The 13,659-nt window shown below is 58.1% G+C and carries 9 protein-coding genes; 6 read left to right on the top strand and 3 right to left on the bottom strand.

The window, feature by feature from the left end; all coding sequences use genetic code 11:
- Positions 1-88 precede the first annotated feature (88 nt).
- The 4 genes from ABQ278_RS08925 to ABQ278_RS08910 all read left to right on the top strand — a co-directional run bounded on the left by ABQ278_RS08925 (position 89) and on the right by ABQ278_RS08910 (position 3,685).
- Entirely contained in the window at positions 89-583 is a 495-nt protein-coding gene (locus tag ABQ278_RS08925) for a peroxiredoxin (protein ID WP_349319305.1), read from the top strand.
- Between the two features lie 308 nt (positions 584-891).
- The gene (locus ABQ278_RS08920) at positions 892-2,034 is read left to right on the top strand and encodes a peptidoglycan DD-metalloendopeptidase family protein (RefSeq protein ID WP_349319304.1); all 1,143 of its coding nucleotides are present in this window, start codon (positions 892-894) and stop codon (positions 2,032-2,034) included.
- Positions 2,018-2,560, top strand: a complete 543-nt coding sequence (locus tag ABQ278_RS08915; RefSeq protein ID WP_349319303.1) for a polymer-forming cytoskeletal protein — start codon at positions 2,018-2,020, stop codon at positions 2,558-2,560. The genes ABQ278_RS08920 and ABQ278_RS08915 overlap by 17 nt, the downstream gene beginning before the upstream one ends.
- Positions 2,561-2,683: 123 nt before the next feature.
- Positions 2,684-3,685: a YihY/virulence factor BrkB family protein gene (locus ABQ278_RS08910; protein ID WP_349319302.1), complete on the top strand. Its 1,002-nt coding sequence runs from the start codon at positions 2,684-2,686 to the stop codon at positions 3,683-3,685.
- Between the two features lie 6 nt (positions 3,686-3,691).
- Here ABQ278_RS08910 and prfB read toward each other — a convergent pair.
- The 3 genes from prfB to ABQ278_RS08895 form a co-directional block, all read right to left on the bottom strand.
- A protein-coding gene (gene prfB / locus ABQ278_RS08905) for a peptide chain release factor 2 (RefSeq protein ID WP_349319301.1) occupies positions 3,692-4,805 on the bottom strand; the annotation gives its coding sequence in 2 pieces (ribosomal slippage) (positions 3,692-4,735 and positions 4,737-4,805; 1,113 coding nt in all).
- Positions 4,806-4,883: 78 nt separating this feature from the next.
- On the bottom strand, positions 4,884-7,268 hold the full coding sequence (locus tag ABQ278_RS08900) for a penicillin-binding protein 1A (RefSeq protein ID WP_349319300.1): 2,385 nt from the start codon (positions 7,266-7,268) through the stop codon (positions 4,884-4,886).
- Between the two features lie 270 nt (positions 7,269-7,538).
- Complete coding sequence (locus ABQ278_RS08895) at positions 7,539-8,771, bottom strand: N-acetylmuramoyl-L-alanine amidase (protein WP_349319299.1); 1,233 nt, start codon at positions 8,769-8,771, stop codon at positions 7,539-7,541.
- Between the two features lie 597 nt (positions 8,772-9,368).
- Here ABQ278_RS08895 and ABQ278_RS08890 point away from each other — a divergent pair.
- Both ABQ278_RS08890 and ABQ278_RS08885 read left to right on the top strand, forming a co-directional pair.
- On the top strand, positions 9,369-12,113 hold the full coding sequence (locus tag ABQ278_RS08890; protein ID WP_349319298.1) for a ribonuclease E/G: 2,745 nt from the start codon (positions 9,369-9,371) through the stop codon (positions 12,111-12,113).
- Positions 12,114-12,231: 118 nt separating this feature from the next.
- Entirely contained in the window at positions 12,232-13,653 is a 1,422-nt protein-coding gene (locus tag ABQ278_RS08885) for a M48 family metalloprotease (RefSeq protein WP_349319297.1), read from the top strand.
- Positions 13,654-13,659 lie beyond the last annotated feature (6 nt).

The raw sequence follows: 13,659 nt of genomic DNA, 5'->3' as shown, positions 1-13,659 counted from the left end.
AAATCTGTAGACGGGTTGCGACAAAAGAGCGTTAACGCGCACCATCTTACCCCTGTCATCATCTTTAGATACTGAGCAAGGCTATGTCATGGTGAAATCACCAAAAACTGTAACTTCTTTTACGCCCCACCCCGCACCAGACTTTAACCTGGCTTCCAGCGGCGGCGAAAATGTCAGCCTTTCCGGTTTAAAAGGCGGCTGGACTGTACTGTTTATCTACCCCACGGACAACACGCCAACCTGTACACAGGAGGCCTGCGATTTTTCCGCCGCCCTGCCCGAATTTGAAACACTCGGCGTCAAGCTGTTCGGCCTGTCAAAGGACAGCCTGAAAGACCACGCCAAGTTTATTACCAAGTACGGTCTGAAAATGCCGCTTCTGTCCGATCCGGAGACAACAACCATCGATGAATTTGGTGCCTGGGGCGAGAAAACGCTCTATGGCCGCGTCTATATGGGCACGGATCGCTCTACCTTTATTATAGACCCTCAAGGTTTGATCAGGAAAGCCTGGCGCAAGGTCAAGGTTAAAGGCCATATCGACGATGTTTTAGCGACAACCAAGGAACTGATCACAGAATAAGTCATATTAATGACAGTCTAATTAAAATTCCGTGACACCGCAGGCCTCGAAAGCAAGGTCTCGGCAGCAAATATGGTTACATATCCTGAGAGGCGAATTTTACGTCAGTGTCCAGCGGCATCAATCTTGAAACAGTTCTGACCAGAGCATTCATATTGGGACACAAGACATGAGCGATCAGACGAACATTCTGTTTATTATGACTTTTATGTCCATCACCGCCGCCGTTAAGGGGCATCAGCGATATATACCTTGCGCAACTATCGCCACGAAGGCATAATTAACAGAAGGTTTAGGTGGCGGCGGTGATGAGTAAGACAAGCTTGGGACGCCTGGGCGGCTGGATGGAATTTATATTTCCGGAACGTCAGCTTTACATCCGTTCAGGCACGGAAACTCACGGTTATGTTTTAAGTCCGGGCAAACAACTTGTCCTGATGGTTTTGGTGTCTGCGCTGATCACCTGGCTAGCCATCTCCACCGGTTTCACCCTCTTTTTCGCTGCCAATCACGGTGCCGGCTCTGAAAACCAGATGCGCATGATGAAGGCGCAGTCCGAGCGCTGGATCGCCGACCGTCAGGCTCGTCTCGACATGGCCACCAATCAGGCCACCGCCAATTCCGGTTCGCTGGAGCAACTGGCCAAGACGGTCGAAAACCGCCATCAGGGCCTGGTAACGCTTCTAAAGGACTTCAAGGGCGTGCCCGGCGCTATGGCAGCCCTTGCTCCGACACCTACCGATGACAGCCTGCCGCCGGTCGAGCGCATTTATTCGGTGCGCGCCGAACAGGAACGCATGGTGGCCCAGGCCGAAGTCTTCGCCAAGACCCGCGCTGAAAAGCTGCGCCTTGCCTACCGACTGGCCGGCCTGAACCCGCAGGCCTTCGCGGGTAGCGGCACCAGCAGCCCGCTGACCCGTTCCAAGGACAACAAGGTGCTGGCAAGCTTCCTGGGCGTCGATGAAGACTTCGCTGAGCGCATTCGCAACGCCGCGATGGATCTGAGCGATATGCGCGGCTTACAAAATAACGCCGAGCGTATCCCTTTCGGTCGTCCAACCGTGGGCACCCGTGAAACCAGCGGTTTTGGTGTGCGCTTCGATCCGTTCAACCACCGTCCGAAGATGCACAGTGGCCAGGACTTTTCCGGCGCTTACCTGACACCGATCTATGCCACCGCGCCGGGCATCATATCCTATGTCGGTGTTCGCACCGGCTACGGCAACGTTGTCGAAATTGACCACGGCAATGGCTTCAAGACCCGCTACGCCCACCTGGCATCCGCCGCCGTTCGATCCGGACAACGTGTCGCGGTCGATCAGCGCATTGCCTCCATGGGCAACACAGGCCGCTCGACCGGCACCCACCTTCATTACGAAGTCTGGCAAAACGGTCGTCCTCAAAACCCCGCACGTTTCTTAAAGGCTGGAGATTATGTTCAACAAAACTAGCAAACCGACCCCGCCCAAGCCGCAACCTGTTCCGGTGCCGCCGCTTGAAACGCCCAATGTCAACATGAACCGCACCAAGCCGGCGTCATCGGCCGCCACGGGCGCCCGCCTGTCGAGCTTCGGCACCGGCCTGCTGATCGAAGGCAACATCACCGGCAATGGTGACCTGCATCTTGATGGCACCGTGCGCGGTGACGTCAAGGTCGGTCATCTGATCGTCGGCGAATCCGGCAATATCGAAGGTAAGGTCGAGGCTGAAACCATCGAAGTGCGTGGCCGCGTCGTTGGCTCGATCACGGGCAAGCAGATCAAGCTGCAAGCCACCGCCTATGTCGAGGGCGACATCACGCACGATCAGCTGGCCATCGATGTCGGCGCCTTCTTCCAGGGCCGCTGCCTGCAAAGCCGCCGCCCTGAGCCCGCACCGTCGGTCGCGGCATCGCCCATCGCAACGCCTGCCACCGCTGATTTCGGCACACCATCACTGAACGCCTACGATATGAATGCCCTGTCTGATCTGAAGTAGAAATAGACGCGCTTACCGAACACAGCCTTTAAAGGCCGGAGACGTCATTCACCGTCTCCGGCTTTTTTCTTTATATCCTTTGTGCTTTCATCCGCGTTTGTAATTTTTTCCCGGCGGAAACAGATGACGAATAAACCTCGCAAGCGACCGCCTCTCACCCCCGCGGCTTTCTGGTTCATTTTCAAGGAAACCATCCGCGAGTGGAATGACGACAAGGTGCCACGCTTGGGCGCTGCCCTTGCTTTTTACAGTATGCTGTCGATCGGGCCGCTGCTGTTGATCGTCATCGCCATGGCCGGTCTGGCCTTCGGGCGCGATGCCACCAGCAGCTATATCTTCGATGAGATTCGCGCCCTGATTGGCGATCAGGGCGCCAAAGCCATTCAATCCATGCTGGTCAGCACAAGCAACCCTAAGGCCAGTTACATCGCAAGCCTCATCGGCATCGTGACGCTGATCATCTCTGCCACCAGCTTTTTCGCCCAGCTTCAGGATGCCCTCAACACCATCTGGAACGTTGAGGAACGCGAAAACGGCCATTGGACCTGGTTTATAAAGAAGCGCTTTCTATCCTTCGCCATGATTATCGGGATTGGCTTTCTATTGTTGATCGCTCTGGTCATTTCGGCCGCGCTATCGGCTATCAGCACTTTTTTCGCGGGCCTAATTCCGATCGCGTTCCTGCTGCACGGCCTCAACCTGCTCATCTCGTTCGCCGTCATTACCCTGCTGTTCGCCATGATCTTCAAGGTCTTGCCGGATGTGCATATCAAATGGCGAGACGTATGGATTGGGGCCGCCATCACCGCCCTGCTCTTCTCGGTTGGCAAGCTCTTGATCGGCATCTATCTGGGCCAGAGCGCCTTCAGTTCGGCCTATGGCGCGGCCGGTTCGCTGATCGTGGTGCTGATCTGGATCTATTATTCGACACAGATTTTCTTTCTGGGCGCGGAATTTACCCAGGTCTATTCGCGCTACATGGGCGCGCAAATCATCATCAAGAAAGGTCGTCGCAAGGCGCCTGCGCATCTGGCCGCAGACGTCAGCGCCGCCGCGGACAAGGCCGATGTGGTCAATGTCGCCAAGACACCCGGTGGCGCGGAAACCGCGACGCCGGAGCTATAGTTCAGCTCAAGCGTCGCGCGTAACGCCGACGCGCTGCGCCAGGGATGCCCCCATAAACGCATCAAGATCACCATCGAGCACGCCCTGCGTATCCGAGGTTTCGACGTTGGTGCGCAGATCCTTGACCATCTGGTAGGGCTGCAACACGTAGGATCGGATCTGGTGCCCCCAACCGATATCGGTCTTGGAATCTTCCAGTGCCTGCTGCGCCGCTTCACGCTTTTGCAGTTCCTGCTCGTAAAGACGGGCGCGCAACATCTTCCACGCTTCATCGCGATTGGCGTGTTGCGAACGACCGGCCTGACAGGCGACGGCGATCCCGGTCGGGATGTGCGTCAGGCGCACGGCCGAGTTGGTCTTGTTGATGTGCTGGCCACCGGAACCCGATGCGCGGTAGGTATCGGTGCGGACATCGGCCGGATTGATGTCGATGACGATGGTATCGTCGACCACCGGATAGACCCAGACTGAAGCAAACGAGGTGTGACGCTTGGCGTTGGAATCGAACGGCGAAATACGCACAAGGCGGTGGACGCCGGCTTCGGTCTTCAACCAGCCATAAGCGTTCTCGCCCTTGATCTGCAAGGTGATCGACTTGATGCCGGCCTGTTCGCCCTGCGTTTCTTCCTCGACCTCGATCGTCATACCGTGCGCCGTGGCCCAACGGCTGTACATGCGCAGCAGGATCCCGGCCCAGTCGTTGGATTCGGTGCCGCCGGCGCCGGAATTGATTTCGAGATAGGCGTCATTGCCATCGGCTTCGCCGGACAGCAAGGCTTCCAGTTCGGCGCGCGCGGTGCGGGACTTGATGTCCTTAAGCAGGCTGCGAGCCTCTTCGATCAGGCTTTCATCGCCCTCCATGTCGCCCAGTTCAGCGAATTCGATGGCGTCTTTCAGCTCTTTTTCAATCGACAAAACCGACTGGACCGAGGCCGCCAGCTTGTTGCGTTCGCGCATGAGGGTCTGCGCGGCTTCGGGCTTATCCCACAGGGTCGGATCTTCCGACTTGGCATTTAATTCGTCGAGACGACGCAGCGCGACATCCCAGTCAAAGACGCCTCCTGAGCAGTCCGATGGACTGCTCGATCTCGGAAGCGGACGCTTCGATATCCAAACGCATAATATATTCCTGAATGATCAGATTTGTCGGGCGGGTTTACAGAGCGTCGCCTTAAAAGACAAGCCGTAAAGAACGCCTCTAGTAGAGGGTCGTGGCGTCCTCGGCCTGACGCTTCTTTGGCGGCGGTGGCGGTTCCTCGGCCGGCACAACCGTTACAGGCCCACCGTTATCGCCATCATCCGTCCAGGTGTCGAGATAGGGCTTGGGACCGTCATCGCTTTCCGGCGCCGCATTATATTTGGGCTCCGTACCCGGTTTGAAAGCCTCTTCCATACCGCGCACCGACATATAGACAGCGTCTTTTGGCTTGTTGAACTGGCGGATCGGTTTACCCGCATTGGCGTTCTTCATGAAGTCCATCCAGATCGGCAAGGCTGCGACCGCGCCTGTCTCATGGTTGCCGAGCGAACTGTTGTCATCAAAGCCAACAAAGACGCCGACCACCAGTTCAGCCGTATAGCCAACGAACCAGGCGCTGCGATAGTCGTTGGTCGTGCCGGTCTTGCCACCCATGGGAATGCCGAGCGAACGCGCCGCCGCGCCGGTGCCACGCTGGATCACGCCCTGCAACATCGAATTAACTTCGTAGGCGGTGATCGGATCAAGCACCACATCGCCTTGCGGCTGGAGACGCGGACTCTCAAGTCCGTCGAAATCCGCTGTACAGGCCGAAGGACACACGCGCTCATCGGCCTTATAGACCACCTTGCCGTTACGATCCTGTACCTCGTCGATCAGGTGCGGCTTCACCTTACGGCCACCGTTGACGAAGATCGAGTAGGCATTGGTCAGGCGATAGGGATTGACTTCGCCGGCGCCCAAAACCATCGACATTTCGTTCGGCATCTTGTCGAGCACACCGAAATTGACGATGCCCTGTGTCACCGGCTTGATGCCAACCTTTTGCGCCAGGCGCACGGTCATCAGGTTGCGCGACAGTTCAAGTCCACGACGGATCGGCTGCATGCCAAGATAGTCATGCTCATAGTTCTCGGGCGACCATTGCTTGCCATCCCCGCCCATCATGCTGATAGGTCCGTCATCGACGAGAGAGGCAGGCGTGAAATCCTTAGAGAGGGCCACAGCATAGACGAACGGCTTGATCGAAGAGCCCGGCTGACGTTGCGCCATGGTGGCGCGGTTGAACTTTGACAGCGAATAGGAATAACCGCCGACCATAGCCATGATGCGGCCGGAATAGGGATCGACCGCGACCAGAGAACCATTGACCTTCGGCACCTGACGCAGGCGGTAAACACCCTTGGTGTCTTCGGAGACATAGACCAGATCGCCGGCTTTCAGACCGCGGGTCGCCTGCGCCCACGCCAGATCATCACCACGGATTGAGCCATGGCCACCGTCAATGGCGCGCACGGCGCCGGAATTTTTCTCGATCAGGCCGATCTGCCAGTTCGGACGCTCCGAAGGGGCGCGACGCGATTCCGGCAGTTTGTCTTCCGCCGCCTCGGCCTCGCCTTCCCAGGTGTCCGTGACCGGAATATTGGACCAGGCGCCGCGCCAGCCATGGCGACGATCATAGGTTTCCAGCCCCGTCATCAGAGCTTCGCGCGCCATGGTCTGCAGCTTGGGATCAAGCGTCGTCTTGACGTAGTAGCCGTCTGTATAGATGGCGTCGTTGAAAAGCCGCTTCGCGCGCAGTTCGACTTCGCTGACGAAATAGTCGGCGTCCTGGTACTTGGCGCGACGCGGCTTGTCCTGAATGACCAGATCTTCCTTCATCGCCGCCTCGGCCTCGGCCCGCCCGACCCAACCGGCCTTGAGCATTTCGCCGATCACCCAGTTACGACGCGCGATCGCTGCGGCCTTGTGGGTTGAGGGACGATAGTTTTCCGGTCCCTTGGGCAAGGCGCCAAGAAACGCCAGTTCACTTAAGGACAACTCATCCAGCGACTTGCCGAAATAGTTGAACGCGGCGGCACCGACGCCATAGGAGCGATAACCGAGGTAGATGTCATTGAGATAAAGCTCAAGAATTTGCTCTTTCGGCAGAGAGTTTTCCAGCCGACGCGCCAGAATGACTTCCTTGAGTTTGCGGCCGACCGTGCGCTCATTGTTCAGCAGCAGGTTCTTGGCGACCTGCTGGGTTATGGTCGAGCCACCTTCAAAGCGTTTGCCACGCAACAGGTTGAAGACGTTCTTGGCCATGGCGCGCGACACGCCGCTGACATCGACCCCATTGTGTGTAAAGAAATTGCGGTCTTCGGCGGCGAGGAAGGCCTGCGTCACGCGCGTCGGCATCCGGCTGTAGGGCACATAGATGCGGCGTTCCTGGCCGTATTCACCGATCAGGGTGCCGTCCCAGGCAAAAACGCGTGCCGAGGTCACCGGGTGGAAGTCGGCCAGTTCGCTGCCATCGGGCATGTCATGGAACAGCCAGGCGGCATAGACCGCGACCGCGAAGCCCGCAATGGCCACAGCCGTCATCACGGCGACACCTGCCATGGCAAACCAACGCTCAGACGACCTTAGCAAGCGACCTCCAACACAACAGATGTGCGTCCCGCATCCCCACATAGCCGCCCGACGGGCGGCTCAAGACACCTTTATCCTTACACTTAGCAAACCGCAGGCATTAGGCAAAGCCATTCGGATAAATTTCATCGCCATGAGCAAGCCATGACCAAACTCTGCTCCGGGCGGATTTCAAAACAAAGAAAAGGCCCTGCCGAAAACGACAGGGCCTTATATATTTCAGAGCCTTAAGCTTGGGACTTAATTCAGGCCCGCAAAGGAGGCGTACTGAACATTATTGGCGAAATACAGATCAATCGCCTTGGCTACCTGCCCCATCATGACGGCGCGATGGCGCGAATCATTGAGCATGGCCTCATCCTTCGCATTGTTGACAAAGCCCATTTCCAGCAACACCGCCGGTACATCGGGCGCCAGCAGGACGAACAAACCGGCCTGGCGCAGATTGGTCTTCAGCAGCGGTGTGCTTTCGCTGATATTGTCCATGACCAGTTGCGCGAACGTGGCCGAACGGTTCTTGGTGGCGCGCTGGGTCAGATCGATCAGGATACGGTTGACCATGGCGTCGGTCGAAGCGCCGTCGGCCAGCGACCAGTCGCCCTTGACCAAAGCTTTTCGGGCAGCGCGTTCAGTGCCTGAATCCGACAGGGTATAGATCGAGGCGCCGCTGGTGTCGCCGTTGCCGCCAGCATCGGAATGCAGCGAAATGAACAGGTCGGCGTCAGCGGAGCGGGCGATGCGGACGCGAGCAGCGAGATCGACAAAGCTGTCGGTGTCGCGCGTCATGATAACCGTGTAGCGGCCAGTCTTGGTGAGAGCGTCGCGCAGCGCCTTGGCGGCGGCCAGGTTGACGTCTTTTTCATAGGTATTGCCACCGAGCGCGCCGGGATCCTTGCCGCCGTGACCAGCATCGATGACGACGATCTTCTTGGTGCGCACCTTGGTAGCGGCCAGTTGTGCCTGGCTTTGCGCCGTCGTGGCGATGACCGGCACGGGTGCGGCCTTAGGCGTCGAGGTATCGGTATTCTGCGGCACCACATCGATCACATAGCGATAGACGCTGACGCCATCGGCTGGCGGCAGAAGAAAACGGCGATAGATCTTGGCGCCGGACTTAAAGTTCAGCTTCAGGCGGGTGCTGCCAGCAACATTATCAATGCGCCAGTCCTTGACCAGCCCCTGCCCCTGTCCGCTCATGGCATCGCCCAGGTCAATATCCGGCAAGGCGATCACCTGACGCGACGTTTCACCTTCGCGCGTCACGACCTGGCCGGCGACGCTCTTGCCGAGTTCGATAACGATACGGGTTTGCGAGGCGTCACCGCCCATGCGCACCTTTACGACATCGCCGCTTTGAGCTCCTTCCGCCATGGCAGGCTGAACAACAAGCACGCCTGTGCATAAGACACCCGCCAGCGTCATCGCCTTAAGGGCTTTTTTCGCACCGGCTAAGATATTGTGTCGCTTCATCATTACTCTACGCACCACATTCTGTGTTTTTAACCCATAGGGTATTTGCTTATTCCCATCACAATGCCACGGGGATGTAGAAATACGATTAAAGGGTACGGTTACTGTTCTTTTTACATTTTTAGTTTCCAACTCATTAATGATATGTCGGATTTAACGCGCACAAAGAATTAGATTGACGTATTCCCCATTTTGCGGACATGTGACAAATGGGTATCGCCCTTTATGAGTCCGGTCAAAGCGCAGCCTTTTTGCCGACTTATATGACGAACCCTTGTGATGACGGGAATGCGCTACCATCTCGCTCTCATGCCGGTCCTGCGGTTACCGCCGGATAGGCTGAAAGCGCCTTTCGCCCGGAACCAGCATCACGGCCTTATAAAATTGCGCGGCTTTTTACGCGCAGACACGAGTTTGGAACTATACTTTAAATGGGCTGCGCCTTGAGCCTCCGTACCGGATTTTCAGCGAAGACAGATGTCAGAGACGTCCTCTTCGCCTGCGCGCGCCTGCACACCCCCTATCAGCGCCACGCCTTTTTCCCCGCAAAGCCAAGGCTTTCGCGGTTGGATGCGTCCGAGCGCTCCGGAGATACCTTTAATGTCAAAAACAATGTTAATCGACTCGACGCACACGGAAGAGACCCGTGTCGTCGTGATGAACGGCTCACGGGTTGAAGAGTTCGATTTCGAAAGCCACGCCAGAAAACAACTCCGCGGCAATATCTATCTCGCCAAGGTCACACGCGTAGAACCCAGTCTGCAGGCAGCGTTCGTCGAATACGGCGGCAACCGTCATGGCTTTCTGGCCTTCAACGAAATACATCCTGACTACTATCAGATCCCGGTCGCTGACCGAGAGAAACTGATTGCCGAGCTGCAGCAGGCCGCTCACGCCAACAATCATGGTGATGATGAAGGCGACGACGAAGATCACGATGACGACAGCGACGATCTGCCCGATGAAGAGCGCCGCCTGCGCCAGCACCTGATCCGCCGTTACAAGATCCAGGAAGTCATCAAGCGTCGCCAGATCCTGCTTGTTCAGGTCGTCAAGGAAGAGCGTGGCAACAAGGGCGCTGCCCTCACCACCTATATGTCGCTGGCCGGTCGCTATTGCGTGCTGATGCCGAACACGGCGCGTGGTGGCGGCATTTCACGCAAGATTACCAACAGCGCCGATCGCAAGCGTCTCAAGACTTTGGTGCAGAGCCTCGATGTGCCGCACGGTATGGGCCTGATTGTCCGCACGGCCGGCGCCAAGCGCACCAAGCTGGAAATCAAGCGCGACTATGACTACCTGCTGCGCGTCTGGGAAACCATCCGCGAAACGACGCTGAAATCCAACGCGCCCGCCCTGATCTATGAAGAAGAAGATCTCGTCAAGCGCGCCATCCGCGACCTGTTTGACAAGGATTTTGACGGCGTGCTGGTCGAGGGCGAAGACGGTTACCGTTCCGCCAAGGACTTCATGCGGATGATCATGCCGTCACAGGCCAAGAAGATCCAGCTCTACAAGGCCAACACGCCGCTGTTTGCGCGCTATGGCGTCGAAGACCTGATCTCAAAAATTTATTCGCCGGTCGTGCCGTTGAAATCAGGTGGCTATCTGGTCATCAACCAGACCGAAGCCCTCGTCGCCATCGACGTCAACTCAGGCAAGTCGACCAAGGAACGCAATATCGAGGCCACGGCCTTGAAGACCAATATGGAAGCGGCCGAAGAATTGGCGCGCCAGATGCGCCTGCGCGATCTCGCCGGCCTGGTCGTCATCGACTTCATCGACATGGATGAATCGAAGAACAACCGCTCGGTCGAAAAGAAGCTGAAGGACGCCCTAGCTGAAGACCGGGCCCGGATCCAGATGGGAAAGATTTCCGGCTTCGGTCTGATGGAAATCAGCCGCCAGCGCCGCCGCACCGGTTTCCTGGAAGGCACCACCATTGTCTGCCCGCACTGTGAAGGTCAAGGCCGTATCCGCTCCGTCGATTCCGCCGCCCTTTCGGCGATGCGCAAGATCGACATGGAGGCCATGCAAAATGGTGCCGGCGCCATCACGGTCAAGCTGCCGATGGATGTGGCACTCTACATCCTCAACGAAAAGCAGGTTCACCTCGCCAAGCTGCGCCTCGAATGGGGTCTGAAGGTCAATGTCGAAATCGACACCGATCTTGGCCACACCGACGCGCAGATCGTCCGCACGGTCCACGCCGATGAGGTCGATTTCGTTGCGCCAGTCCGCCCCGAGCCCATCGCCTTCGACACCACGCCTGACGTGGCTGAAGACGAGGAGATCGATGACGAGATCATCGAGTCCGACGAAGATGAGGAAGACGACGGCGAAAAGCGCCCGGAACGTGCTGAGCGCGCCGAGCGTCCGGAACGCGAAGATCGCGAGGGCGGTCGTAACGGCAAGCGTCGTCGTCGTCGCCGTGGCGGCCGTGATCGTGACAGTGAGGAACGTCCTGCTGTCACCGCCAATCCGGAAGCTTCCGAAAGCGATGACGACGGTGAAGATGATGACAGCATCGGCGAAGATGGCTTCCGCAAGGGCCGCCGCCGTCGTGGCCGTCGGGGTGGCCGCCGTGCCGGCTTCGACAGCCGTCCGCGCGAAACCTATAGCTGGGTGCGTGCTCGCACGCCTTCGCTTGAGGCGCCGTATGTCTGGATCGATCCGTTTGAAGAGCAACAAAGGCGCGAACAATCGGAGTCGTCCGAGCGTCAGCAACGCAACCCTGCGCCGATAAATGCGGAATCAGCCCTCGGTGCTGAAAGCACGCAACCGACCTCGCTCGTGCCGGAAGCGCTGCGCGATCAGCCAGCGCCCAAGCGCCAGCGTCCGCCACGTCGTAGCCGCAGAGGCGGGTCTGTTGTTGAAACGCCGGTCGATGAGGCCGCCGCGGAAAACAACACCGCGCCTATGCCCTTGACCAAGGATGTCGATATCGACCCCGAGGCCGCGTTCGCCGCCTCCGAGCCACCGCATCTGCCCGTCGAGGAGATCGCTCCGCCGGCCCGTAAAACGCGCTCACGCAAAAAGGTCGTCGAGGCGGGAGCCGAAGCCCCGGCCGCTGTCGAGGCCCCAGTCGCAGAAGTGCCAGTTGCCGAAGTAGTCGCCGAGCCGGTCAAGGCGCCAGCCCGCGCCAGCCGCAGCCGCGCCAAGAAGGTTGTCGAGTTTGTTGCAGTGGCAGAACCTGTCGTCGTTACAGAGACGATCGTCGCGGCTGCGCCCGCGCCTCTCGTCGCCGAACCGGCAGCAGTCGCGTCGGTAATAGCGGCCGAGCCAGATCCGAACGAGATTTCGGCTCCGCCTGAAAAGCCAAAGCGTGGCTGGTGGCGCCGCTAATCACTTAAAAGTATAAGCTATCTTATAGGCGGGCATTGATACACATCAGTGCCCGCCTTAGATTTGTCACGCTTCCTGCCTAGATTTCATGACAGGCGGAAACCAGCGGGGTTAGACCATGAAGGCTTATTTTGAGCTGACCAAAAGTATACGGTGTTCATTCCTACGACGCCTGACTGCCCTGTTGTCTGCGCTTGTCGGCCTATGCCTCTTCTCCCTGCCTGGCATCGCCCAGGCGCAAAGCGTTATCCGCGACACCGAGATCGAGTCTTTCCTGAAAAGCCAAACGCGGCCCGTGCTAAGCGCTGCCGGTCTCGACGCCGATCGCGTCCATTACTTGCTGATTGCCAGCGATGACCTCAACGCCTTCGCCACCTTCGGTTTGCGCATCGGTCTCAACACCGGCCTGATCATGGAAGCCGATACGCCCAACCAGCTTTTCGGCGTCATCGCCCACGAAACCGGCCACTTAAGCGGCGGTCATATGATGCGCACCGATGAGATCGAACGCGCCGCCCGGATGCCGATGGCGGTATCGCTCGGCCTTGGCGTCATCGCAGCCCTTGCCGGCGCACCCGATGCCGGTGCCAATCTCATGGTCAGTTCGGGCACCTTCGGCACGCTTGGCGCCCTGCGTTATATCCAGACAGAAGAATCGGCCGCCGATGCTGCCGGTGTCAAGGCGCTGGAAAAAGCCGGCATGTCGTCGCGCGGCCTTGTCGATTTCTTCTACAAGTTCCGCAATGTCGAAACCTTCAGCAATGCCGACCGCTACGAATTCTTCCGCACCCACCCCCTGTCACGCGAACGCATCCAGGCCCTGCGTGGCGTGGCCGAACGGCAGCCGCACTATGGCGTGGTCGATAGCCCTGAGACCCTGGCACAATTCGATATCGTCAAGGCCAAGCTGTCCGGCTTTCTCGACAGCCCCCTCAAGACCTTCCAGAAATATCCGGAAAGCAATACCTCCTATCCGGCCCGCTATGCCCGCGTCATCGCCACCTACAAGATGGGGAACTGGGATCAGGCCATCGTGCTGCTCGATAAGATACTGGAAGAGCAGCCTAACAATCCCTACCTGTGGGAACTGAAGGGCCAGATCTATTTCGAGACCGGCCGCGCCGCTTTGGCGAAGCCGGCGCATGAAAAATCTGTATCTCTGATGCCGCAGGCGCCGCTGTTGCAGCTTAATCTGGGCCAAACCCTGATCGCCGTCGGCGGCAAGGACAGTCTGAATGAAGCGGTGGAGCATCTCCAGCAGTCGATCAAGTACGAGGAAGACGACAGCTTCGCCTGGGAGCAACTTGCCCAGGCCTATGACGGGCTCAATCAGCCAGGTCTGGCGCGCCTGTCCACCGCTGAAGCCCAGTTCTACCAGGGCGACTATATGGCCGCACGCACCTCGGCGGTATGGTCGCAAAAATATCTCGACGCCGCATCGCCCGAATATCGCCGCGCCCGCGATATCGTTATGACCGCCTCTTCCGAAATGGGTATTGCGCCTGTGGAAAAAGAAACGACGCGCCGTCGTCGCAATTAGAAAGCT

The sequence above is a fragment of the Asticcacaulis sp. MM231 genome, from assembly GCF_964186625.1.
Taxonomy (GTDB): domain Bacteria; phylum Pseudomonadota; class Alphaproteobacteria; order Caulobacterales; family Caulobacteraceae; genus Asticcacaulis.
The sequence above is the reverse complement of the archived record's forward strand: the minus strand, read 5'-3'. Positions and strand labels throughout refer to the sequence as shown.

Excerpts from the sequence above, each read along its gene's own strand:
- ABQ278_RS08925 (WP_349319305.1), top strand. The coding sequence starts at position 89 with ATGGTGAAATCACCAAAAACTGTAACTTCTTTTACGCCCCACCCCGCA.
- ABQ278_RS08920 (WP_349319304.1), top strand. The coding sequence starts at position 892 with ATGAGTAAGACAAGCTTGGGACGCCTGGGCGGCTGGATGGAATTTATA.
- ABQ278_RS08915 (WP_349319303.1), top strand. The coding sequence starts at position 2,018 with ATGTTCAACAAAACTAGCAAACCGACCCCGCCCAAGCCGCAACCTGTT.
- ABQ278_RS08910 (WP_349319302.1), top strand. The coding sequence starts at position 2,684 with ATGACGAATAAACCTCGCAAGCGACCGCCTCTCACCCCCGCGGCTTTC.
- ABQ278_RS08900 (WP_349319300.1), bottom strand. The coding sequence starts at position 7,268 with ATGGCAGGTGTCGCCGTGATGACGGCTGTGGCCATTGCGGGCTTCGCG.
- ABQ278_RS08895 (WP_349319299.1), bottom strand. The coding sequence starts at position 8,771 with ATGATGAAGCGACACAATATCTTAGCCGGTGCGAAAAAAGCCCTTAAG.
- ABQ278_RS08890 (WP_349319298.1), top strand. The coding sequence starts at position 9,369 with ATGTCAAAAACAATGTTAATCGACTCGACGCACACGGAAGAGACCCGT.
- ABQ278_RS08885 (WP_349319297.1), top strand. The coding sequence starts at position 12,232 with ATGAAGGCTTATTTTGAGCTGACCAAAAGTATACGGTGTTCATTCCTA.